The 23,366-nt window shown below is 45.9% G+C and carries 17 protein-coding genes; 11 read left to right on the forward strand and 6 right to left on the reverse strand.

Going from position 1 to position 23,366, the window contains the following annotated elements:
* Positions 1–216 precede the first annotated feature (216 nt).
* Complete coding sequence (locus tag KUA48_RS10920) at positions 217–1,224, forward strand: LuxR C-terminal-related transcriptional regulator (RefSeq protein WP_218432826.1); 1,008 nt, start codon at positions 217–219, stop codon at positions 1,222–1,224.
* Between the two features lie 30 nt (positions 1,225–1,254).
* Here the strand turns inward: KUA48_RS10920 and KUA48_RS10925 are convergent, their stop codons facing one another.
* Positions 1,255–2,769 carry an NAD(P)H-hydrate dehydratase gene (locus KUA48_RS10925; RefSeq protein WP_153086863.1) on the reverse strand — a complete coding sequence of 505 codons (1,515 nt, stop codon included), beginning with the start codon at positions 2,767–2,769 and terminating at the stop codon, positions 1,255–1,257.
* 166 nt (positions 2,770–2,935) lie between these two features.
* Here KUA48_RS10925 and hpt point away from each other — a divergent pair, with 166 nt between their 5' ends.
* The 5 genes from hpt to KUA48_RS10950 all read left to right on the forward strand — a co-directional run bounded on the left by hpt (position 2,936) and on the right by KUA48_RS10950 (position 7,633).
* Positions 2,936–3,475, forward strand: coding sequence for a hypoxanthine phosphoribosyltransferase (gene hpt / locus KUA48_RS10930; RefSeq protein WP_118254512.1), 540 nt, complete (start codon positions 2,936–2,938; stop codon positions 3,473–3,475).
* Positions 3,476–3,636: 161 nt separating this feature from the next.
* Positions 3,637–4,209 carry an adenylate kinase gene (locus KUA48_RS10935; protein ID WP_022122168.1) on the forward strand — a complete coding sequence of 191 codons (573 nt, stop codon included), beginning with the start codon at positions 3,637–3,639 and terminating at the stop codon, positions 4,207–4,209.
* Between the two features lie 73 nt (positions 4,210–4,282).
* Positions 4,283–5,443, forward strand: a complete 1,161-nt coding sequence (gene obgE / locus KUA48_RS10940; protein ID WP_006848787.1) for a GTPase ObgE — start codon at positions 4,283–4,285, stop codon at positions 5,441–5,443.
* Positions 5,444–5,448: 5 nt separating this feature from the next.
* Entirely contained in the window at positions 5,449–6,288 is an 840-nt protein-coding gene (gene pgeF / locus KUA48_RS10945) for a peptidoglycan editing factor PgeF (protein ID WP_118254511.1), read from the forward strand.
* Between the two features lie 151 nt (positions 6,289–6,439).
* Positions 6,440–7,633, forward strand: coding sequence for a peptidoglycan DD-metalloendopeptidase family protein (locus KUA48_RS10950; protein WP_218432825.1), 1,194 nt, complete (start codon positions 6,440–6,442; stop codon positions 7,631–7,633).
* 180 nt (positions 7,634–7,813) lie between these two features.
* Here KUA48_RS10950 and KUA48_RS10955 read toward each other — a convergent pair whose 3' ends face one another.
* Positions 7,814–8,014: a hypothetical protein gene (locus KUA48_RS10955; protein ID WP_006848784.1), complete on the reverse strand. Its 201-nt coding sequence runs from the start codon at positions 8,012–8,014 to the stop codon at positions 7,814–7,816.
* 21 nt (positions 8,015–8,035) lie between these two features.
* Entirely contained in the window at positions 8,036–9,220 is a 1,185-nt protein-coding gene (locus KUA48_RS10960) for a phosphoribosylaminoimidazolecarboxamide formyltransferase (protein WP_118064527.1), read from the reverse strand.
* A gap of 212 nt (positions 9,221–9,432) precedes the next feature.
* Between KUA48_RS10960 and KUA48_RS10965 the strand changes: the two genes are divergently transcribed.
* Positions 9,433–9,657, forward strand: a complete 225-nt coding sequence (locus KUA48_RS10965) for a hypothetical protein (RefSeq protein WP_022122172.1) — start codon at positions 9,433–9,435, stop codon at positions 9,655–9,657.
* Positions 9,658–9,810: 153 nt separating this feature from the next.
* On the opposite strand, the gene rplS is transcribed toward KUA48_RS10965, so the two are convergent.
* Positions 9,811–10,176 (reverse strand): 50S ribosomal protein L19, encoded by a 366-nt coding sequence (gene rplS / locus KUA48_RS10970; RefSeq protein WP_117695693.1) that lies wholly within the window; start codon positions 10,174–10,176, stop codon positions 9,811–9,813.
* A 268-nt stretch (positions 10,177–10,444) separates the two neighbouring features.
* On the opposite strand from rplS, the gene KUA48_RS10975 reads away from it, so the two are divergent.
* Both KUA48_RS10975 and KUA48_RS10980 read left to right on the forward strand, forming a co-directional pair.
* Positions 10,445–11,221: a 5'-nucleotidase C-terminal domain-containing protein gene (locus KUA48_RS10975; RefSeq protein ID WP_256624448.1), complete on the forward strand. Its 777-nt coding sequence runs from the start codon at positions 10,445–10,447 to the stop codon at positions 11,219–11,221.
* A 71-nt stretch (positions 11,222–11,292) separates the two neighbouring features.
* A complete protein-coding gene (locus KUA48_RS10980) occupies positions 11,293–12,126 on the forward strand; it encodes a bifunctional UDP-sugar hydrolase/5'-nucleotidase (RefSeq protein WP_256624450.1) in 834 nt (277 codons plus the stop codon).
* Positions 12,127–12,214: 88 nt separating this feature from the next.
* Here the strand turns inward: KUA48_RS10980 and KUA48_RS10985 are convergent, their stop codons facing one another.
* Positions 12,215–13,885: a glycoside hydrolase family 43 protein gene (locus tag KUA48_RS10985; protein ID WP_218432823.1), complete on the reverse strand. Its 1,671-nt coding sequence runs from the start codon at positions 13,883–13,885 to the stop codon at positions 12,215–12,217.
* Between the two features lie 207 nt (positions 13,886–14,092).
* A complete protein-coding gene (locus KUA48_RS10990; RefSeq protein ID WP_256624447.1) occupies positions 14,093–18,199 on the reverse strand; it encodes a two-component regulator propeller domain-containing protein in 4,107 nt (1,368 codons plus the stop codon).
* A 481-nt stretch (positions 18,200–18,680) separates the two neighbouring features.
* Between KUA48_RS10990 and KUA48_RS10995 the strand changes: the two genes are divergently transcribed.
* Both KUA48_RS10995 and KUA48_RS11000 read left to right on the forward strand, forming a co-directional pair.
* Entirely contained in the window at positions 18,681–20,081 is a 1,401-nt protein-coding gene (locus tag KUA48_RS10995; protein ID WP_218432822.1) for a cellulase family glycosylhydrolase, read from the forward strand.
* Positions 20,082–20,223: 142 nt separating this feature from the next.
* Positions 20,224–23,349: a SusC/RagA family TonB-linked outer membrane protein gene (locus KUA48_RS11000; protein WP_371833696.1), complete on the forward strand. Its 3,126-nt coding sequence runs from the start codon at positions 20,224–20,226 to the stop codon at positions 23,347–23,349.
* Positions 23,350–23,366 lie beyond the last annotated feature (17 nt).

A 23,366-nucleotide genomic window follows, 5' to 3' on the forward strand; every position in this document is an offset into this window, starting at 1 on the left:
ATACTGAAAAATGCCTTATTTAACAAAATCGTACACTAATTTATGCTTTAAATCGTTAAAGTTGCACGATTTTCAGATAATTGAACAAGATTTTTTGATATAATTTGTAATTTTGCAGCCGAAATCAATAATTCCCAGAAAATGGCAATTTCCAAGAAAAAGAGCCGTTTGACTTACGAAAGCATAAGCAAGATTTAAGAAAATAACCAAAACGAAATGAAACTGAAGAATGACATTGTAAACCTGATAGTGAGGGTAGAGCATCATTTATGCCCTCAATATTGTGGTGTGGTAGATCGCCGACGCGTTATCGCCTTTCTACTTCTGACGATAAGCGAGCTGATTATCATACCTTATCATATTATGCTCTTTCTGCTTGTGAAAGAACCTTATGGTTTAAGCCTCTGTGGCTTGCATACATTCGTGTTCTGCATCCTGCAGTTCCTGGTCTGGAAACGGAAGATAGCTTTCGTGAAAGGTATTTCTTCTCTTTACTTTCTGATGTTCGCCAAACTGGCTCTTGATAGCGTATTTTGCATCAATTTCGGTTTTGCTAATGATAATTTGAGCGTTATCTGCAACCTGTTTGTCGTCTTTATCCTGGCTATTACAGCGTTGAGCCAAACCTTATATAAGACTTGTATCATCATCACGGTGGGTATGATACCGATGTTGCTGATATACCTGTTCAGCACTCCGCTTGTGCCAGCTCTGTTCAGTATGAAGACGATTTTTCTGGGTTTCATGATGCTGGTTTATGTGGCAGTATATAATATGAGTATTGTAACCAAGGGGTTGCGCCAGCCGAAACGGATGGCTCGGGTTGAAAACAAGGCGTTGAATATGCTTGCCGATTTGAAGGATAATGAACCGGAAGCAGCAGAAAGCCTGATGAAGCGTCTGACTCCTGATGTCCGGGAGAAGATTATACCCCATGCTTCTAAACATCTGTTTAATGAAGAATTGGATAGAGTGGCATGGGATCAGGTTTGTGATGGGCTTACGTTCAGCGAAAAGGAAATATGCAAGCTGATTCTTCAGGGGCATACTTTAAAGGAAATTTGTGCAGAACTCAATAAGAGTGAATCAAATATCACCAGCCAGCGTTGCCATATCCGCAAAAAGTTGAATATGGACCGTCGCGATGATTTGAGGAGAACCTTGGAAGTAAGGTTCTATGATGCGCAGAAACAAGTAAAAAAGTCAGAAGCCGAGAACTCCTGACTTTTATGGATATTCTTATTTTCTTGATAATTATTCTTCCAATCTGAGAAATGCTTTCGGAAGATACTGGATAATGTCGCTGGCGATGAGGCTCTCTTTGCCCAGATCTTTGGCAGCAAGATCGCCAGCCAGACCATGAAGATGCATACCCAGGCGACAGGCATCTTCCTGTTTGTATCCTCTAGCCAGAAGGCCGGTGATGATACCTGTCAGCACATCACCGCTGCCTGCTGTAGCCATACCGCTGTTGCCCGTACTGCAGAAGTCAATCTTTCCGTCAGGGTGGCAGAGTGCAGAATAATGTCCCTTTAATATAATGTATGCCTGGAGTCGTTCAGCCAGTTCGCTTGCCTTCATCAGTCTTTCGGTACAGCTGCTGCTCGCATTGCCGGCAAGCCGGTCGAACTCCTTCGGATGAGGTGTCATGATGATATTCTTTGGCAACTGCTGCATCCACGCCCTGTGGCTGGAAAGAATATTGAGCGCATCGGCATCAATGACGAGCGGACAGGTAGCACGGCGCAGTTGGGCGATGAGGGCGATGGCTGTTGTCTCGTTCTGTCCCAATCCGGGACCTACGCCCAGCGCATCGAACATCTCTGTATCTACCGGTTCGCTGAATATGGTTTCTTCTGCATCCATCTGCAGTACCGCTTCAGGTACCGAAATCTGCATGATTTCATAATTCCGCTTTGGGGTATGGGCTGTTACCTTGCCCGCACCGGTTCTCAGACAAGCCTTGGTGGCTAATACCGAAGCGCCGCTCATGCCGTAACTTCCCGCTATGAGCAGCGCATTACCCATGCTGCCTTTATGAGCAAAGTCGCTGCGCGATTTCAGGAGCGGACGGATGTCGTTCTCTTCGAGTATGCGGCACTGGCACTCCGTATTCTGGATGAATTCCTGGGAAAGTCGGATGTCGAGAACGCGCAGTCTGCCCAGGTACTGCTGGTTATCCGCCATCAGCATCGACAGTTTCTTCTGCTGCAGGGTAAGGGTCAGACTGGCACGGATGATGTTGGCATGGATATTATAGGAATTGTCCTCGGTCATCAGTCCCGAAGGGATATCGATGCTTACTACCTTGGCAGGACTCTGGTTGATATATTTCACCATCGCGGCGAATCCGCCAGCCAATGGTTTGTTGAGTCCGCTACCAAAGAGTCCGTCTACCACCAGCGTTTCTGCATTGAGCTTAGGAGGGTCCAGGTTAGTGATAATCTCAGTAAATTTCACTCTCTTTGCATCCAGCAGACGCTTCTTGTTGGCAAGACAGTCTGCCGACAGTTTGTTCTGTACATTAAAGAGGTATACACTTACATCATATCCATCCTCGCTGAGCATTCTCGCCACAGCAAGCGCATCGCCGCCGTTATTTCCCGGACCGGCGAAGACAACTACTGGTGTGCGGTTAGACCATTCCTCTTCTATGGCGCGTGTCAGCGCTTTGGCTGCACGTTCCATCAGGTTGAGCGAACTGATAGGTTCGTGCTCAATGGTGTATTTATCCAACTCATGAATCTGAGCGCTTGTGAAAATCTTCATATTATCTGATAATCTTAGTATTATCTGCGCGAACTGTCGTGATAATTTGTCAACCCATGCAGATAAACGGTTATTTTCATGCAAAAGTACAAAAAATAGTTGATGAAAGCACGAAGTTTCATGTTTTTTTCGTAATTTTGCAGAAAATATTATTATAGAACAGACTATGAGCATAGTAAAGATTAAGGATAAGAGCTTCAAAACATCGATTCCTGAGGCTGAGATTCTGAAGAAAGTACAGGTCGTAGCAGACCGTCTGAACAAGGACTATGAAGGCAAGACCCCCGTGTTCTTGGCAGTATTGAACGGCGCATTTATCTTTGCAGCCGACTTGATGCGAATGATTACCGTGCCAAGCGAGATTTCATTCGTGAAGTATGCTTCTTACGAGGGTACCTCCTCTACGGGCAGCATGAAGACCCTGATGGGTTTGAACCAGGATTTGGCAGGCCGCCACGTGGTTATCGTAGAGGACATCGTAGATTCCGGTTTCACCATGGCTCACATGATTGAAGACCTGAAGAAGATGAACCCAGCCAGCATCGAAATTTGTTCCCTCCTCGTGAAACCAGGCAACTTGAAGGTTGATCTTGATATCAACTATGCTGTTATGGAAATCCCTAACGATTTCATCGTGGGATATGGATTGGATTATGACCAAGAAGGCAGAAACCTCCGCGACATCTACACCATTGTAGAAAAATAGGAGGACATAAAATGGATGCATTATTTTTCTTAGGCGTTGTAACAGTTCTCTTTGGAATTGTTTTTGCAGTTCTTTTGTCTCCAAAGGGGCAGAAGTGGGTTAATAAATATAGTTAAGTTTCTGACACAACATAAATATTTTATATATATATTAAGGTAAAAATGAAAAATATCGTAATTTTCGGCGCTCCAGGTGCAGGTAAAGGCACACAGAGCGACAAGATGATCGAGAAGTATGGTCTCGGTCACATTTCTACAGGTGATGTACTTCGTAACGAAATCAAGAACGGTACAGAACTTGGTAAGACAGCTAAGGGTTATATCGACAATGGTCAGTTGATTCCAGACGAGTTGATGATTGACATCCTCGCAAGTGTATACGATAGCTTCGGTAAGGATCACGCTGGTGTAATCTTCGACGGTTTCCCACGTACCACTCCACAGGCTGAGGCTCTGAAGAAGATGCTTTCTGAGCGTGGTCATAAGATTGCTGCGATGATTGAGTTGGCTGTTCCTGAGGATGAGCTGATGGCTCGCCTGATTAACCGCGGTAAGGAAAGCGGCCGTTCTGATGATAACGAGGAGACTATCAAGAAGCGTCTCAATGTTTATCATACACAGACTGCTCCGCTCATCGACTGGTATGAGAAGGAAGGCATTCATCACCACATCGAGGGTCTCGGTACTGTAGATGAGATCTTCGCTCGTGTTTGCAATGTAATCGACAACTTGTAATCAAGATAAAGAATCTTCCCCGCTCTATGGTGGGGAAGATTTATTCATTAAATAAATAAAAAGAAAAGAATAAATGGCTGAATCCAATTTCGTAGACTACGTAAAGATACAATGCCGCTCTGGTAAGGGTGGCAAGGGCTCCATGCACCTGCGCCACGTAAAGTACCAGCCTAACGGCGGTCCTGACGGTGGCGACGGCGGACGTGGAGGAAGCATCTATCTCCGCGGCAACCATAACTACTGGACGTTGCTGCACCTCAAGTATCAGCGCCACTTCTTTGCCGAGCATGGTGGAAATGGTGGCCGTGATAAGTGTCATGGAACCGATGGCAAGGATATTTATATCGATGTGCCTTGTGGTACCGTGGTATATAATGCCGAAACAGGCAAGTTTGTATGCGATGTGGCTTATGACGGGCAGGAAGTTCTGCTCCTCAAGGGCGGTCGTGGCGGATTGGGCAACTTCCAGTTCCGTACCTCTACCAACCAGGCTCCTCGCTATGCACAGCCGGGCGAACCTATGCAGGAGATGACCATCATCATGGAGCTCAAGCTCCTTGCCGATGTAGGTCTGGTAGGTTTCCCTAATGCCGGTAAGTCAACTTTGCTGAGTGCCGTATCAAGTGCCCGTCCTAAGATTGCAAACTATCCGTTTACTACGCTCGAACCATCGCTGGGTATCGTAGATTATCGCGATCACCAGAGTTTTGTCATGGCTGATATTCCTGGCATCATCGAGGGCGCGAGCGAAGGAAAAGGTTTGGGCTTGCGATTCCTCCGCCATATTGAGCGCAACTCTCTGCTGCTCTTCATGGTTCCGGGCGATACTGACGACATCAAGAAAGAATATGAAGTATTGCTGGGTGAACTGAAGAACTTCAATCCAGAGATGCTCGACAAGCATCGCGTGCTGGCTATCACCAAGTGCGATCTGCTCGACGAAGAACTGATTGAAATGCTCAAGGAAACTTTGCCTACCGATCTTCCGGTGGTCTTCATCTCCTCTGTTACCGGACAGGGTATTCAGGAACTGAAGGACGTGCTCTGGAAGGAACTCAATTCTGAGAGCAACAAGCTTCAGGAGATTACTGCCGAAGATACGCTTGTTCACCGTGACAAGGATATGTCTCGCTTCCAGCAGGAACTGGCTGCAGAGGGCGAGGATGTAGTAGAATATATTGATGAGGATGAAATCGAGGATGTTGACGACCTCGATGATTTCGAATACGAGTAAATGTTATGATCAAAGAATATCAGGTAGCCGCTGGTGTCATGGCTTTCTCTACTACCCGCAAGGGAGGAGTAAGCCAGGGCAACTATGGCGAATTTAATATCAACGAATATTGCGGCGATTTTGCCGAGCATGTTGCCGAGAACCGCAAGCGTCTTGCCACAGAGTTGGGTATTGATACAGCCCATATCATCATGCCCCATCAGGTGCATGGAGTAGAGGTGCGCAATATTGCCGGCGAGTTTCTCACCATGCCTGAGAATATCCGCAAGATGGTGCTCGAAGGTGTAGATGCCGTGATGACTGACCAGAAAGGTGTATGTATCGGTGTTTCTACTGCCGATTGCATCCCTGTGCTTCTTTATGATGAGGAGCATCATGCTGTGGCTGCCATCCATGCCGGCTGGCGTGGTACGCTGGCTCGCATCGTGCATAAAACCATTCAAGAGATGGCGTTTACCTATCATACCGACCCGAAGAAGTTGAAGGCGGTGATAGGTCCGGGCATTTCGTTCGACCATTTCGAGGTGGGCGATGAGGTTTACGAGGCGTTCGAGCAGGCAGCTTTCCCTATGGAAGAGATTGCCGAACAGCGTCCTAATGCCGCCTTCTCGGTTGATCCTGCTGAGCGTGAGCGTCTGGCTGCTGAGGGGAATATCGTGCAGCCGCTGAAATGGCATCTCAATCTTCCGCTCTGCAACAGACAGATTCTTCTGCATTGTGGAGTGGCCGAAGAGAATATCCAGGATTGTGGCATCTGTACCTTTGCCCATAGCGATGAGTACTTCTCTGCCAGAAAGCTGGGTATCGAGAGCGGCAGAATCTATACTGGCATCTTGTTGAAGTAAAAGCCTGGTAGCAGGTAAGTATCAGATAGTTTTCAAGATAACATCCATTTTTCCTTTTCTGTAAGAACGGAGAGGGAGAAATGGATGTTTTTCAGTTTATAGTTTATAGAATATTTTGAAAATCGGAAAGAAAAAGTAAATAATGAAAAGAATGAAAAAAGGATTGCGGCTATTGGCTGTGGCAGGACTCATGGTGTTCTCGCTGAGCAGTTTTATGCCCGCTAAAAATGTATTCACGGCAGCCGAACAGCAGCAGGTGAGTATTGCAACACCCGGTCTCTTTGCCCAGAGTCAGGCATTTAATGTAGACTTTGAGATATTCCGTGCTAAGGAATATTCCTTCCCGCTTCCTGTGGGCAAAGCAACCCTTCTGAACAATCATGTGTTGCGTATTTCTACCTCTAAAGGCGATGCTGTCAAGGCGATGCTCGAAGGTTATGTGCGACTTTCCAGAAAGTCGGAATCAATGGGTAATGTCATCGTGGTGCGCCACGATTGCGGTCTGGAAACCGTTTATGCCAACAATGCCGAGAACCTGGTTAAGGTTGGACAGCATGTGGATGCCGGACAGACGATTGCCATTGTAGGCTCTAAGGAGGGGGAAACTTATTGCGACTTCTCTATCATGGTGAATGGCGGTAGGTTGAATCCGGAAACTTTCGTAGAGTTGAAATCGCATAAGTTGCGCCGCCAGACCGTGCAGTTCCGCAAGCATGGTGCCCGTGTCATTGCTTCGGTTATCGGTGGCAAGGATTCTTCTGTAGGAAGAAATGCTGAGGCTGACAAGGAGGCATCTGGCAAGAAAAAGGGTGGAATAGGAGATGGAATGACGCTCGATCCTGATGAGGTTAATGATCCGTTTACCATTACCAATACTTTCGAGCTTGATTTGGAGAAGATAGAAAAGACAGCCTGGGCTTATCCTTTGCCGGGTGCCAAGGTAATCAGTCCTTATGGTGGCAAGCGCCGTCATTCGGGGGTTGACCTCAAGACGTGCCCGAATGATGAGATTGTGGCAGCCTTTGACGGTACGGTTGTTGCATCAGGACCCTTCTATGGCTACGGAAACTGCATCCGTATCAAGCATGCTTATGGTTTCGAGACGCTCTACAGTCATCAGAGTAGGAACAAGGTGAAGAAGGGCGATAAGGTAAAGGCTGGTCAGGTAATCGGTTTGACGGGCCGTACCGGTAGGGCTACAACAGAGCACCTCCATTTCGAGGTTAGCTTTGGCGGTAGACGACTGGATCCAGCTATCATTTATGACCACGGAAAGCATCAATTGAAGCCTGTAACCCTTCATCTAACGAAGGGCAGGGGCGTAAAGAGTGTAAAGAACCAGTAACTGTTTAAGAAGAACAGCCCACTGGCAATACGCTTGCTAGTGGGCTGTCTTACTTATACCAGTATGCTGTCTTTCGCTTGCCAGTACTCTATTCATGTTTTCCATTATCTGAAAATAGTTCGCCCGTGCGCTGTTATTATACAGCACACGGGCGAAACATTTATTTATGATAGAGAAGTATTATTTCTTCTTCTGGGATTTACGATTGGCTCTCTGCTGGCGATACTTTGCCTTCTGACGGGCAGAGCCACTACCGTGAGCACCCGTTATGTACTTTTTCTTCTTAGCTTTGGTCTTCACCTTGTCGTCGTCATCCTTCTTAGGACCACCGCCGCCCTTGAAGACCATACCGCCCATGATAATATCGTCAATGTCACTCATATACCTTAATTATATAATAAATTAGTGATGGAAGAGGCGAACGTGAGTGAACGCCATAGCGATGCCGTACTTGTCGCAGGTATCAATAACATGATCGTCACGGATACTACCGCCTGCTTCTGCTATGTATTCAACACCACTCTTATGAGCACGCTCAATATTGTCGCCGAATGGGAAGAAAGCATCACTACCTACAGATACACCCTTGTTCTGGGCAATCCAAGCCTTCTTCTCCTCGCGGGTCAATGGCTCAGGCTTCTCTGTAAAGAACTGCTCCCAAACGCCGTCCTGCAATACATCCTCCCACTCATCGGAGATATAGACATTGATGGTATTGTCGCGGTCGGCACGACGGATCTTCTCCTTAAAAGGCAGGTTCATCACCTTAGGACACTGGCGCAACCACCACTCATCAGCCTTAGAACCAGCCAGACGGGTACAGTGGATACGGCTCTGCTGGCCGGCACCGATACCGATAGCCTGACCATCCTTTACGTAGCATACAGAGTTACTCTGAGTATACTTCAGGGTGATGAGCGAGATAATCAGATCGCGCTTAGCCTCAGGAGTGAAAGTCTTGTTCTTGGTAGGAACATCCTCGAAGAGAGCAGGATCATCAAGCTTCACCTCGTTGCGTCCCTGTTCGAAGGTAACACCGAACACCTGCTTGCGCTCGATAGGAGCTGGCACATAGTCAGGATCAATCTTGATAACGCAGTAGGTACCCTTGCGCTTTTCCTTCAGAACCTCGATAGCCTCAGGAGTATAGCCAGGAGCAATGACACCATCGCTCACCTCACGCTTGATGAGGAGGGCTGTAGCCTCGTCGCATACATCGCTCAGCGCAACAAAGTCGCCATAAGAGCACATGCGGTCAGCGCCACGCGCACGAGCATAGGCACAAGCCAATGGAGAGAGCTCAAACTTGACATCATCAACGAAGTAAATCTTCTTCAATGTGTCGCTCAGAGGCAAGCCGATAGCTGCACCGGCAGGAGAAACGTGTTTGAAACTAGCGGCAGCAGGCATTCCTGTAGCAGCCTTGAGTTCCTTGACCAATTGCCAGGAATTGAAGGCATCCAGGAAGTTGATGTAGCCAGGACGGCCGTTGATCACTTCGATAGGAAGCTCCCTTCCGTCATCCATATAGATGCGAGAAGGTTTCTGATTTGGATTACATCCGTACTTAAGTGCTAATTCTTTCATCTTCTAAGAAATGTATTTTGGAATTTGGCGCAAAGTTACAAAAAATGATTGAGATATTGGACTTCTGTTTCGTAAAAAGCCCTAAAAAACAGCATTTTTATGATATAAAGCATTTTTTTTACCCCAAAACATAAAAAAGTCGGGAAAAATGTACTCTGTTTCATTCTTTTTCAGTACTTTTGCTCCCAGTTAGTAAATATGAGAGGGTTGTTATGAAACAGGATTTGAAAGTCCTTGCTGAACACATAGAAAAGAAGGTTGGCAAGGCACATGTTTTCCACAAAATGTGGGATGTATTGAAAGGGAAGGAGAAGCCTTCCCGCCAGACTTTGGACAAGTTGGCGCTGCTCGCCGGATTCCAGAGTTGGGATGATTTCCAAGGTGCTTTACACGGCACGGAGGATGGGCTTGTGAATTATGATGCGGGCGAAAAATGAAAGAATGGAGCATGGTTGGTTTAGTAGGCAGCCATGATTTATTGAATTGTAAAGATAGTTGTTTTTCGGTATAAGATTGTAGATATAAAAAGGGAACCCGGTCGTGAGACTGGATTCCCTTTATTTTTTTCTGATTAGGTCTCCTAAGAAAAATTATTCTGCACCCTTAGCTACAGTCTTCTTCTCAGCGATACGAGCCTTCTTACCAGTAAGCTTACGCAAGTAATACAACTTAGCGCGACGAACCTTACCACGCTTGTTCACCTCGATAGAATCGATAGCTGGTGACTCGATAGGGAAGATACGCTCAACACCTACAGTACCAGACATCTTGCGAACTGTGAAACGCTTCTTGTCACCATGACCAGAGATCTTGATAACAACACCACGATAGAGCTGGATACGCTCCTTAGTACCCTCGACGATTTTGTAAGCGACTGTGATAGTATCACCTGCCTTGAACTCAGGGAACTTCTTGCCGGTTGCAAATGCTTCTTCAGCAACTTTAATCAAATCCATTTTTTGTATAAAATTAAAAATTGTTTGTCGTTCCAACGCAACATGGACTTGGACAACACTTCTGCCCAGACAACAGCGGTTACGCCGAAAAGCGGGTGCAAAGTTACTACTTTTTCTTGTATCTCGCAAATTTTCAGACACTTTCTTTCTTTTTTCTCGCAGATTTAACTATTTTTCTTTCTGGTCAGCGTCTTTTCCCACAGATTTCACGGATTTCACAGATTTATTTTGTATTTTTGCACTCCAAAACATTAAGATAACAATAAATATGAAGAAAAAGAATGGTATGAAGGTGGCACTTGCATCAACGGTGATGCTGCTGATGGCAAGTCCGGCTTTCGCCCAGAAATACAAGGTGGCGAAGGTGGAGAGAACCCGAATATTGGTTGATCAGAAATGGGATGCACTGCCTGATGCTGAGGCTACCCGATTTATCGCTCCTTATAAGAGTAAGGTAGACAGTATCATGGGCCCTGTTGTAGGTCATATTGCTCATGATATGACCCGTCACCGTCCGGAGAGCAAACTCAGTAACTTGCTCTGTGACATCCTGGTATGGGGTGGCAAGCAGTTTGAAGAACAGCCTGTTTTCGCTGTTTACAATATGGGTGGCATCCGTTCTAATCTTGCTAGGGGTAAGGTTACTGTAGGCGATGTGAACGATATGGCTCCTTTCGAGAACAAAATCTGTTTCCTGACCCTGAAGGGCGATAAGGTTCTGGAACTCTTCCAGCAGATAGCTCATCGTGGCGGCGAAGGCTTGAGCCATGCTGTTAGAATGGTAATCACCAAGGATGGAAAACTGAAGAGCGTTACGCTGAACGGTGAACCAGTTGATCCGGAGAAGAATTACCGCGTTGCAACCCTCGATTATCTTGCCGAAGGTAATGACCAGCTCGTAGCCTTCAAGAGCGGAACCGATGTCTTTGCTCCTAAGCAGAAAGAGAACAATGTGCGCTACATCATCATGAATTATTTCCGTGAGATGCAGGCACAGGGCAAGAGGGTGGAATCTAAGATTGAAGGTCGCTGCGTGGTAGAATAGTTAATAGTTTATAGTTGATAATTCTGATGAAACATACATTATTATATATAGGTCTGGCTCTGGCATCCTTCATGATGCAGCCGGCAGCCGTTCAGGCTAAAGCTAAGAAAGAGGCAAAGGTGGTAAAGCAACTCGTAGTGCTCCATACCAACGATACGCATTCATGCGTAATGCCCATCAATCCGAATCTCGCAGATACGGCAACTGCCAATCGTGGCGGTTTCCTCCGTAGGGTGGCGATGATCAAGCAGGAGCGTAAGGCGAATCCCGACTTGCTGCTCTTTGACAGTGGCGATTTCTCGCAGGGTTCACCTTATTACTCTCTCTTCAAGGGAGATGTGGAAGTAGGACTGATGAACGAGATGAAATATGATGCTGCTACCATCGGAAACCATGAGTTTGATTTCGGAATAGACAACATGGTGCGCATCTTCAAGATGGCGAAGTTTCCTATCGTCTGCTCCAACTATGATTTCACCGGTACCGAACTGGCAAATGTCGTAAAGCCTTATACCATTATCAAGCGCAAGGGACTGAAGATTGGCGTTTTCGGCTTGTGTCCGGAACTTGCCGGCTTGGTAACCGAAGCCAACTATGGCTGCATCAAGTATCTCGATCCTATCGCCAAGGCAAAGGAAATGACAGAGATATTGAAGAAGAAAGAGAAGTGTGATGTCATCATCTGCATCTCCCACCTGGGCTGGAAGATAGATGGCATCGACGATTCCGAGGTAGCCCCAGCTACCCGTGACATCGACCTGATACTGGGCGGTCATAGCCATACCTACTTCAAGCAGTTGGAGTATCTGAACAATCTCGATGGCAAACCGGTGCCAATCGACCAGAACGGCAAGAGCGCTATCTGGGTAGGAAAAATGACATTGGATATTGTGAAGAATAAATAAAAAAAGAAGGTTGATACCAGGCAAAATGCGAGGTATCAACCTTTTCTTTAATTATCTATTCCTAAAACGTTAATCTTTTCTCAAATCCTTATTCCTTGTTGGAAGAAGCATAGAGACCGATGCAGGCACCGAGGAAGCCACCGCTCTTCTGGGTGCTCAGGTTAGATGCATCTACACCCTTGGCAAGAAGCTGCCAGCTGCCGCCTTCTTCAGCATAATAGAAATCATAATATCTGTCATGACCTTCTACCTTCAGCTTCAGCTTACCTCCCTTGATAGGAGCAGAGGCGATAGTTACGTTGTTCTTCTCGGCACGGGTCAGGGTAATCAACAGCTTGCCATTCTTCATGGTCTTACCCAATACGAAGTTGTGATCTTCCTTCTGGAGAAGTGCCAAGCCTGCGATATCCTTGTCGTTGCGAGGAGTAAAGTTGATTTCTGTCTCAGCTGTGAAGGTGCCGTGCTGCTGACGTGCCCAGATGGCAGACATCGGCTCACGCTTGTAGATATTGCCTGGCAGGAGATTGAACTTCAATTTGCCGTTTTCTACCTTGTAACAGTCAACGAAGTCGCGGAGGAACATCCAGCGTGGATTCAACTCTTTCAGACCCGCCTTATTGTTATCAACTTCGAAGTTATCCACATAAGAGAAGTTGCCTGAGAACTCATTCTTTGCGGCAGGCTTCAAACCAGCCTTCTCTCCAACGGTAGAGATAGGAGTATTCTTGGCAAGAATCTCTGGCCATCCATTCTTCCAGGTTACCGGCAGGAGATAAGTATCGCGACCTGTGTTGTACATATCCTCTTCATAAGGACGGCAAGCCAGGAATACAGCCCACCAGTTACCCTTGCCATCTTCTACGATGTCGGCATGACCAGCACTTGATACTGGGTCCTTGCGGTTAGGGTCGAGACCGGTACGCTGGGTAAGAATAGGGTTGTTAGGGCATTCCTCCCATGGTCCCATCGGATTCTTGGCACGCAGGATAACCTCGCTGTGCCATCCGCCTGTACCACCTTCGGCGCACATCAGATAATAGAACTTGCCCTTCTTGAAGAGGTGAGGACCCTCAATCCAGATAGGACGCGCCTCTACATGGGTTCCGCCACGCAGAATCTCCTTGAAGTCGCCCTTGATGCTGTCGCCCTTCACGTCGAATTCGAAGCAGCGGATAGCACGCTGACCCTCATAGTCGGCACCGCCAACTACCGGACCGTTATGCACGATATATCCCTTTCCGTTGTCATCGAAGAAGAAGCTAGGGTCGATGCCGTCAATCTTCTTCAGATAGATAGGCTCGCTCCAGCCTTTAGAAGGATCTTTTGATTTCACAAAGAAGTTGCCGGCTCCCACATTGGTGGTAATCATATAGAAGGTCTTGTTCTTCTTGTTATAGCTGATGGCTGGTGCGAAGATACCGGCTGATACCTGCTGGCCCTTCAATGGAACCTGTGATGTGCGGTCGAGGACATGACCGGCAGGCTGCCAGTTGACCAGGTCTTTACTGGTTGAGAGAGGCACACCTGGGAAGAAGGTAAACGAAGAGTTTACCAGATAGTAGGTGTCGCCTACGCGACAGAGTGATGGGTCTGGATAGAAACCAGCCAGTACCGGGTTGTAATACTGGTGAGTCTTGTCGATTTCAACATTGAAGCGAGCGTCATTACCCGCATACTTGAAATAGTCAAACTCAGCTGTCTGCGCCTGTGCAGCGGCTGCAAGCGTCAGGGAAAGCGATAAGATTGCAATTTTCTTCATTTTATTATTGGGTTTAAAATTACAGAATGAGTATCTGAACTCATGGCTGAAACATGTATTCAGAATTCTGCTGCAAAGTTACCGCTTTCCTTTTAAATATACCCCCACAGAATGTTACCAACACTTTGCGAGGCGTATCATAAACATCTCTATATGTAACAAATACTTTATTTTGGGAAACATCTGGCCTTTTCTGCAGTGAAAAGGCTAGATTTTCCGGTGTGCCTGCATATAATCGCGAGGCGAAGAGCCATAAAAGTTCTTGAACATGGTGCTGAAGCTGGCTGGGTTGGAGAAACCGCAGCTAAACATGATGTCTGTTATCGTCTTGTTAGAGTGGGTCAGCAACTTTTCGGCATATTGCAGACGGGTATTGCGGATGAAGGCATGTGGTGTCTGGTTGGTCAGCTTCTTCATTCGGCGGTGCAGATGCACACGGCTCAGTCCTACTTCGCGGGCAATCATATCCACACTCAGGTCCTCATTATCCATGTTATCATTGATTACCTTCATCACCTGTTCCATCAGCTGGTCTTTTGGCGAAAGGGCTTTTTCTATCGCAATCTGCCTGTCGCTCTGTCTCTCGTTGCCCATAAACTTGTTTTTCAAAGTACGGCGCACGTTGAGCAGGTTGATGATGGTGCGACGCAGAATGTCCATATTGAACGGCTTCACCACATAGGCATCGGCACCCGACTGCAAACCGGTCAGCTGGTCTTCCTCTCTGCTCATCGCTGTAAGCAGAATCACTGGAATGTGGTTGGTGTTCACATTGTTCTTGATCTTGGTACAGAGCGTATTGCCGTCCATCTCTGGCATCATGATGTCTGAGATAACGAGGCTTGGCTTCTGCTTGATAATCTCCGGCAGCGCCTCCTTTCCGTTGCAGAAGGTAAGGATATTGTAGGTTTCCTGTAGTTGGGTCTTCAGGAAATTACGTATTGCCTCATCGTCTTCTACCACAGCGATGGTGCTCTTTGCCTTGCTCTTGAAATCTTCTTCGGCGTCATTGGCTGTATCGGCAGCATTCTCTTCGTTTCCTTCCTCCATGTTTTCTTCCAGTTCCTTGATGTCTTCAGCAGTCTGTGGCTCCGGTGCATCTATCATTTCTTCCGGTTTCAGATGCTCGTTGCCCAGAGGCAGCGTGATGAGGAACTGGCTTCCTTCCTTCCAGTCGGCTTCATCAAGTGTCTTGTTGTTGGCGGCTGTAATGGTTCCGTAGTGCAGTTCCACGAGTGAGCGCGTCAGGTCGAGACCGATTCCCGTACCTACATTCCGGTCATAAGAAGTGGTGGTACTCTGATAGAAGCGCTGGAAAATCGTTTCGAGCTTTTCCTCCTGAATGCCCTTGCCGCTGTCCTTGATGGCGATGCGGACATAATGAGGCGAGTGGGAGAGGGTGATACGGATTCTGCCGCCTGCAGGAGTAAACTTGAAGGCGTTTGACAGGACATTCATCAATACCTTGTCAAAGTTGTCGCGGTCTATCCATACCGGGAGGGCCTCGTCTTCGTGCTCAAAGGTGAATTGGATGCTCTTGGCTATCGCCTGCTGGCAGAAGAGTTTGTATTCATCGCCAATAAAGGCAACCATATCGGTTTCACTCATGTGCATCACCATTTGTCCCTTGTCAATCTTTCTCAGGTCCATCATCTGGTTAATCAGGTGCAGGATTCGTTCCGAGTTCTTACGCATCATATCGTAGATGCCCTGTCGGTGAGCGTCTTTGTCTTCCTTAATCAGCGTGAACAGCGGAGTGAGGATAAGGGTCAATGGGGTACGGATTTCGTGGCTGATGTTCATGAAGAACTTCAGTTTTGCTTCGCCCATCTCTTCCGCATGGATATGCTGCTGCAATATGAGCTGGTCTTCCATCTTGCGTTTGCGGTGCTTGATATAGAGCAGACAGAGCCCCAGGAAGGCAAGCAGATAGCAGAGTCTTGCCCAGATGCTGGCGTACCAGGCTGGGTGGACGATGATGGAGAACTCCTTGACAGGGGTTTCGTATCCGTTGCAGATGGCCTTGACACGGAACTTATAGGTACCTGCTGGCATATGTGAGAATGACAGTTCGTTCATGCCAGACTGTATGGTTCGCCAATCCTCACCATTGATGCTGTAGGCGTAACTGATCTGCTCTACATTATTATATGTAAGAGTAGACAATTGGATGGTGAAGGTGTTGTCTTCATGAGATAAGGAGAACTTGTCGCTGTTGTAGGCGCCTTTGTCGGTGATAGTATAGATGCCCGATTCCATATCCGGGTATACAGGGTTGTTGCCAACAAGAAGTCCTGATATGGTAACTTTTGCCTGCCAAGGATGCTGTTTCACCTTGTCCGTATCAAACCAGTTGATACCGCCGGTTCCGCCCATCACCAGCATCTTTCCTCCCCAGAGCGTGCAGGCAGCTGCATCGCTGAACTCATTGCTCTGTAAGCCATTGTCCGAGAAGTACTTGTTGATAGTTCCTTTTTCTGTATCTACCTGGTTTAAGCCACAGGTAGTTCCTATCCAGATTCTGCCCTTGTAATCTTCTATGATGCTGGCTACGCTGTTGTCTGAAAGTCCAAGTTCTGTGTTATAAATCTTCGGATGAGCATATCCCTTCTTCGGATCATAGCAGATTGCGCCGTCTTCAGTGCCAAACCATACGCGATTCTTGCTGTCAGAATAAACGCAATGAGAGAAACTGCCCTTGTTCAGACAGTTGACGCCACCGAAAGTGGAAGTCCAGCTATTTTTTTGCTGGTCATAGCAAGCCAGACCCACAGAAGTGGCTACGAAAACCCGCTTACCATCTTTTGAGATGCTAAGTTTTATGAGGTAATCATTAGGAATACTGTTTTTTTTCAGGTTGTTGTCGGCACCATCTTGTGTTTTCCATTGCTTGATGCTTCCATCTGGAGAAAGGCGGAAAAGTCCTTTGCCCATGGTAGCAAACCATACATTGCCCTGCGGGTCTTCCTGGATATCGAAGATGCCCGCCTGGTTGCCTATGCCTAGGCTGAATGGATGGAAAGATCCCCCCGCATCTATCAATCCGATGCCGTCAGTATAGGTTCCTACCCATGTTCTGCCTTTCTTGTCTTTGCAGAGTGCCAGTACCGTGGTGTTGCTTAATAAATGGCTCTTGATGCTACCTGTTTTTATGTCAAAGAGGTAAAGACCATCCTTGTCGGTGCCCACCCAGACTTGATCGCCCTGGTTGGCACACAGACTTGTGATGCTGTTTTCGCCTATCACGTTGCGGCTGTCCAAACGGTAGCCCATATAGTTGAAATCGCATTGAGCCTGCGACTGCATGAATACGCCCTTCTGGAGCATACTCACCCAGATGTTTCCCGTAGAATCTTCTATAATGCTGGTAATCTTGCTCTTGGCAAGATTTACTTCATGGCAGAACAGAGGATTATTTTGCAAGAATCCTGTTATAGGATTATACACGAAGATACCCATACCATCGCAACCGATAAACAAGCGCTGGTCGCGGCTGATATAGATGTTGTCAATAGGAAGATTGCCAATGCCGGCTATCTTGGTGAAGGCGGTTGAACCAGCCTTGAGAAGGTAAACACCTTCATTCTTGGTAGCAAGATAAATGTTGCCCTTGTCGTCTTGCCTGATATCTTGTGTGTTAAGTTGCTCTGTTCCCATGATGCGTGAAACAAGCTTGCCGTTCTTTTCTTTCCGTAACAGCTTTCCGTTTTCCAGGATAATCCAGAGCCTTTCTTGTTTGTCTTCCAGAATTTTATGTATGTATTTCAAGTTCTCCACTTCTCCTTTCATGGTGTAACAGGCGTTTGCATCTGTTTTCTTGGTCATGATGCCGTAACCGGAGGTAACGACAGCAATATCGCCATTGTGCAAACGGCTTACCTGGGTAACGTAAGTGTTTATAGGCTTATTTCTTGAATCGAGCATAGGTACGTTGCAGAACCTTTTACCATTAAGTATAAGTAGCGACTTGTTTGTTCCCAGCACAATACGCCCCTTTTCATCCTGTGTTATACAGTTGATATAGTTGCTGTTGAGCCCGTTACTGTTGTTGTAGGTTTTTCTGATGACCATAAAGTTATAGCCATCATAGATATTCAAGCCGTTACGGGTGGCAATCCAAATGAAACCATTTGAATCCTGGAACACCTGAGTGGCAAGGTTGCTCGAAAGCTGGTTGTCTGAATTGAAAAGTTTTCCTCGCTGCGCCATCATGTTCTGCGCAGTGAGACAGAAGATAAACATCAGTAAAAGACCGATGTATCTCATTGTTCTGAGATTTGATTTCATGGAAATCATCATGATTCTTGGTTTCATTGTCTTTTTTGGCTTTTTTATATTCGTTTGCAAAAATACAAAATTAATGGGAGAATAATGCATGATAAGGTATGTTTTTTACGAGAATATATTAAAAAAGATGTTAAAATGTTACGTAGGGTAAAGATAATGTTACATGTGGTACGAGAGAAAAACTATTGGTTACTTATTATAAAGTATATATGATAGATTAGAAGTATCTTTGCATCGGTTTTTAAGTTGTATATATTTAGTATATTTAGGTTAGTTAGGTTTATACATAATAGTTTGTAGAATAGGTTTAAGATTTTCTAAATGATTTAGATATTATGGTTTTTATATAGAATCATGATTAATTGGTTTTCGGAAATGGTGCGTAGTGATTACGCGCCATTCCATTTTAAAAGACCAGCATCCTTTTCTGTAGACTTGAACCTGACAATCCTCCATGATTTGATATGAAGACTGACAATATATGATAAATCTAAAAATAATTGTAACAATGAACAGAAAGAAATTGTTAATGTCACTCGCCATGACTATGCTGTCAATGGCGGGGCTGGCTGCAGATAATCTGCCGGCACTCCGTGTGCAGGGTAAGAATCTGGTGGATGCCAATGGTAAGACTGTTGTCTTGCATGGTGTGATGGATACACCGAACCGCTACTTCAATGGGTGGAGATGGCAACAGTGGAAGGCTGACTATTCGGAGTCAGACATAAAGCCTTGCCTGGAATATTTCTCTAAGCAGTTTTCTGCCATCACCGACAAGAAGCAGGGGGCTTATTGTACCGTGTTCCGATTGCACATGGATCCATGTTGGACCAACGATCCATCGAAGAAGGCAGAGAATGAGGCTGACATCTCAGCATTCAACATGGCGCGCTACCGACTCTATCTGCAGAAACTCTATATCCCATTAATTAAGGATGCCATCGCCCACGGACTCTACGTCATCGTACGCCCACCGGGTGTCTGTCCTGGTGATATCAGTGTTGGCGACAAGTATAACCGCTATCTGAAGGCTATCTGGAAAGCATTTGCTGCCGATGAATACATCAAGCAGAATGAAGGAGTAATCTCCATCGAACTTGCCAACGAGCCTGTGAGAGTACATCTTTCAGACGGAACGAATTCGGAAAGGGCTTTGCATGACTACTTCCAGCCGGTGGTGGATGTGATTCGCGAGCAGGGCTTCAAGGGAATCATCTGGGTTCCGGGCGCAGGTTATCAGAGTCAGTACCAGGATTACGTCAAGTATCCTATCACCGATAGCGAGGACAATTTCTCTTATGCAGTACATGTTTATTCCGGATGGTATGGAAATATGACCGATAAGAATTACGATCACGATACTTTCATCCGCAACTTCAAAAATCAGGTGCCGATGGTAGAGACGAAGCCTATCATGGTAACGGAGATAGACTGGAGTCCGGAAGATCCCGACAAGGCGAGCGAAGGTCACTATAATGAGTGGGGACAGTGGATACAACCTAACCTGGGAAGCTGGGCAACAGCATCTACCTCGAAATGGGGATTGGCATGGAAGGCAGTTCACGATCACTTTGGCAATATCGGAATGACGATTACCCATCCACAGGAATATTACGATATTGATGTATATCTTAAAACGGGCAAGGTGATTCCAGGTTTCCAGAATGCCAAGAAACACGGATTGTTCGAAGAGTGTTGCGGCTATGCCTGTATGAACTGGTATAAAGAGTGGTATTTGAAACAAAATACAACGGGAATTAAACAATTAGAAACCCAGGCAGACGTGGTTTCCACCTTATATTATAATATAGAAGGAAAAGAAGTTGAAAAGCCAACTGCAGGTGTTTATATAATAAAACAACTGTTAAGTAATGGAAAAATACGTTCTCGCAAGGTTTTTCTAAAATGATAAACTTTCTGTTACACCACGCAAAGTATGTTTCGAAAGAAATCCATACCTTTGCCGCCGTGAATAAACAGTTTTAGCGCACGCCTAAATTTTTAAAGCATAAATCAAAAATGAATAGAACATGATTGAACAAGTGTTAACAATGAAACGGACAGCAGCCTTATGCTTGGTGGGAGCTTTCTGCAGCCTGAATGCTCAGGCACAGAATATCCAGGTCAAGGGTAATCTTGTTGACGGTACAGGTGAGCCTCTGATAGGTGCCACTGTAAAAGTGAAAGGTAATGCCAGCGTCGGTGCGGTCACCGACTTAGATGGTAATTTCAGCATCAGTGTTCCTTCTGAGAATTCTATCCTCGTATTTACATACGTAGGTATGAAGACCAAGGAAGTAAAGATTGGTAAGAAGAGAGAGTTCAAACTTACTCTTGAAGATGACAACGCCATCGGCGAAGTTGTAGTCGTTGGTTATGGTCAGCAGAAGAAGGCTTCTGTCGTAGGTTCCATCACCCAGACTACTGGTGAGGTTTTGGAGCGTGCAGCTGGTGTCAGCGACGTCGGTTCAGCCTTGACAGGTAACCTCCCAGGAGTTGTTACAATCCAAGGCAATGGTATGCCTGGTGAGGAGGAACCTCAGATTATCATCCGTGGTTCTAGTTCATGGAACAATTCCGACCCTCTCGTTCTCGTTGATGGTATTGAACGTCCTCTGAGCAGCGTGGACATCTCTTCTGTGGAGAGCATCTCTGTACTGAAGGATGCTTCTGCTACTGCAGTCTATGGTGTGAAGGGAGCCAATGGTGTCATCTTGGTTACCACCAAGCGTGGTCAGGAAGGCAAGGCTAAGATTGACATTGGTTTCAATGCTACGTTGAAAGCTCCTTCTAAGTTGCCTAATAAGTACGACTCTTATGATGCGTTGATGCTTCGCAACCAAGTGGTAGAACGTGAACTGGGCATTTATCCTGAAGGTGTTTCATATCTTCGTCCTCAGTCTTTTATAGACAACTATCGAAACCAGACTACGCAGGAGCAGCGTGAACGTTATGCCAATGTGGATTGGCAGGATGCACTTTTCAAAAAGTCTGCTATGTCCTATAATGCGAACGTGAACGTGAGTGGTGGTACAAAATTCGTTAAGTACTTCGCTTCTGCTGATTTCGTGCATGAGGGTGACCTCTTCCGTGAGTATGACAATGGTCGTAACTACAACTCTGGCTATGGATACAATCGTATCAATGTTCGTAGTAACTTGGACTTTGCCATCACAAGTAGCACTACTTTGAAGGTAAATGTGGCTGGTAGCAATGGCGTAAGAAAAGCTCCTTGGAGTAACATGAGCAATAGTGAGTGGCAGATTGGTCAGCAGTGGGCTGGTGCTTATAACATCGCTCCAGATGTGTTCTTGCCACAATATTCTGACGGCACATGGGGATTCTATCCATCTGCTTCCAATGTAAGTAACTCTGCACAGAATCTTGCTATCGGTGGTACAGCACAGGCTACAACCACTCGTATCAATACAGACTTTACCCTTGAGCAGAAATTGGATTTCATAACCAAAGGCTTAAATTTCCGTGGTACTATCTCTTGGGATAATGTTTTTGTTGAGACAGGACGAGGTATCAATGACTTGAATAATGAAGCCCAGACTAAGTATATTGATCCTGAAACAGGTCAGGTTACTTATGGTAAAGAACTTGAAGGAAATAATAAGTTTGATTGGCAGCAAGGTGTGAACTGGTCAACGGAAGGTGGTTCTGTAGATAATAACCAGACTGTTCGCAACCTCTACTATCAGTTGCAGCTCAACTGGGCTCGCAAGTTTGGACAGCATGATGTATCAGCCATGGGCTTGTTCTCACGTCAGGAGAATGCACGTGGTAGCGTGATGCCAACTTACCGTGAGGACTGGGCGTTCCGTGCTACCTATAGCTATGCAGGTCGTTATAACATCGAGTATAATGGTGCCTATAACGGATCAGAAAAGTTCAGCAAGGACAATCGTTTTGCCTTCTTCAATTCAGGTGCTATCGGATGGACCATCACTGAGGAAAACTTCATGAAGTCTCTTCGTGACAATCACATCATCGATATGTTGAAGTTCCGCGCTTCCTATGGTGAGATTGGTGATGACAACATTGGTGACCCATTTGATTCTTCTCGTCGCTGGTTGTATATGAGCCAGTGGGCGTATGGCGGCAAGACTACGATGGATCTCGACCATACAGAGAGCATCTATACATGGTATCGACAGAACACTCTTGGAAATGATAATGTGAAATGGGAAACAGTTAAGAAAACCAACTTCGGTATTGATTATGGTTTCTTGGGAGGCTTGATTACTGGTTCTTTGGATTTCTTCTGTGATCGTCGTAATGACATCTTGATTTTCGGCTCCAACCGTTCTGTTCCTTCTTATTTCGGAACGACAGCACCTACTATTAATAAAGGTAAGGTTCGTACCAGTGGTTACGAGTGGGAATTGAAACTTAATAAGGTGTTTGCTAATGGCTTGCGTCTCTGGGGTAATTTCAATATGACCCATGCCAAGAATAAGGTAATTTTGAAGGATGATGCCATCTTTACTCCAAATTATCAAAAGGAGGCAGGATTTGCCATGAATCAGTATCACTCTTATATAGATAAGGGCTTTATCAATAATATTGATGATTTGATAGGTTCTCCGGCGCACGACTCCAATGACAATCACCGTTTGGTTGGTGACTATTACATTGTTGATTTCAATGGTGATGGTGTTGTTGATAGCAGGGACTCGGCTCCTGTAGGTTATAGCAGTAGTCCGCAGAACACCTATAATGCTACTATTGGTTTCGAATGGAAAGGGTTCTCAGCTTTCGCTCAGTTCTATGGAGTAACTAATGTGACCCGTGACGTATCATTGACAAGCTTTGGTAATATGCTTGATAATGTTTATGATACTGGTACTTGGTGGAATAAGAATCAAAGCAATGCAGAATGTATCCTTCCTCGTTGGGGTGCCACTGCTTCAAGTTACACCTATGGTACACAGTTTATGTATGATGGTTCTTACATTCGATTGAAGAATGTCGAGATTGCTTATACCTGGACCAAGGGTTGGATTAAGGCATTAGGCGTAAACTACCTCAAGATTTACTTGAATGGTAATAACCTCTGGCTCTGGACTCGTATGCCTGATGACCGTGAGGCAAACCTCGGTGGTGGTGGCTGGTTGGGAGCATACCCTACGGTTCGCCGCTTCAACTTAGGTGTTAAATTCTCATTGTAATTATTAAAAAAAATATT

This window comes from Segatella copri (assembly GCF_019249795.2).
GTDB classification, from domain to species: domain Bacteria; phylum Bacteroidota; class Bacteroidia; order Bacteroidales; family Bacteroidaceae; genus Prevotella; species Prevotella copri_B.

What these genes read in the sequence shown, in the direction of transcription:
- KUA48_RS10995 (WP_218432822.1), top strand. Translation starts at nt 18,681, where the DNA reads ATGAACAGAAAGAAATTGTTAATGTCACTCGCCATGACTATGCTGTCA.
- KUA48_RS10935 (WP_022122168.1), top strand. Translation starts at nt 3,637, where the DNA reads ATGAAAAATATCGTAATTTTCGGCGCTCCAGGTGCAGGTAAAGGCACA.
- KUA48_RS10955 (WP_006848784.1), bottom strand. Translation starts at nt 8,014, where the DNA reads ATGAGTGACATTGACGATATTATCATGGGCGGTATGGTCTTCAAGGGC.
- hpt (WP_118254512.1), top strand. Translation starts at nt 2,936, where the DNA reads ATGAGCATAGTAAAGATTAAGGATAAGAGCTTCAAAACATCGATTCCT.
- KUA48_RS11000 (WP_371833696.1), top strand. Translation starts at nt 20,224, where the DNA reads ATGAAACGGACAGCAGCCTTATGCTTGGTGGGAGCTTTCTGCAGCCTG.
- obgE (WP_006848787.1), top strand. Translation starts at nt 4,283, where the DNA reads ATGGCTGAATCCAATTTCGTAGACTACGTAAAGATACAATGCCGCTCT.
- KUA48_RS10950 (WP_218432825.1), top strand. Translation starts at nt 6,440, where the DNA reads ATGAAAAAAGGATTGCGGCTATTGGCTGTGGCAGGACTCATGGTGTTC.
- KUA48_RS10975 (WP_256624448.1), top strand. Translation starts at nt 10,445, where the DNA reads ATGAAGAAAAAGAATGGTATGAAGGTGGCACTTGCATCAACGGTGATG.
- KUA48_RS10960 (WP_118064527.1), bottom strand. Translation starts at nt 9,220, where the DNA reads ATGAAAGAATTAGCACTTAAGTACGGATGTAATCCAAATCAGAAACCT.
- KUA48_RS10925 (WP_153086863.1), bottom strand. Translation starts at nt 2,769, where the DNA reads ATGAAGATTTTCACAAGCGCTCAGATTCATGAGTTGGATAAATACACC.
- pgeF (WP_118254511.1), top strand. Translation starts at nt 5,449, where the DNA reads ATGATCAAAGAATATCAGGTAGCCGCTGGTGTCATGGCTTTCTCTACT.
- KUA48_RS10990 (WP_256624447.1), bottom strand. Translation starts at nt 18,199, where the DNA reads ATGAAACCAAGAATCATGATGATTTCCATGAAATCAAATCTCAGAACA.
- KUA48_RS10980 (WP_256624450.1), top strand. Translation starts at nt 11,293, where the DNA reads ATGATGCAGCCGGCAGCCGTTCAGGCTAAAGCTAAGAAAGAGGCAAAG.
- KUA48_RS10985 (WP_218432823.1), bottom strand. Translation starts at nt 13,885, where the DNA reads ATGAAGAAAATTGCAATCTTATCGCTTTCCCTGACGCTTGCAGCCGCT.
- KUA48_RS10965 (WP_022122172.1), top strand. Translation starts at nt 9,433, where the DNA reads ATGAAACAGGATTTGAAAGTCCTTGCTGAACACATAGAAAAGAAGGTT.
- rplS (WP_117695693.1), bottom strand. Translation starts at nt 10,176, where the DNA reads ATGGATTTGATTAAAGTTGCTGAAGAAGCATTTGCAACCGGCAAGAAG.
- KUA48_RS10920 (WP_218432826.1), top strand. Translation starts at nt 217, where the DNA reads ATGAAACTGAAGAATGACATTGTAAACCTGATAGTGAGGGTAGAGCAT.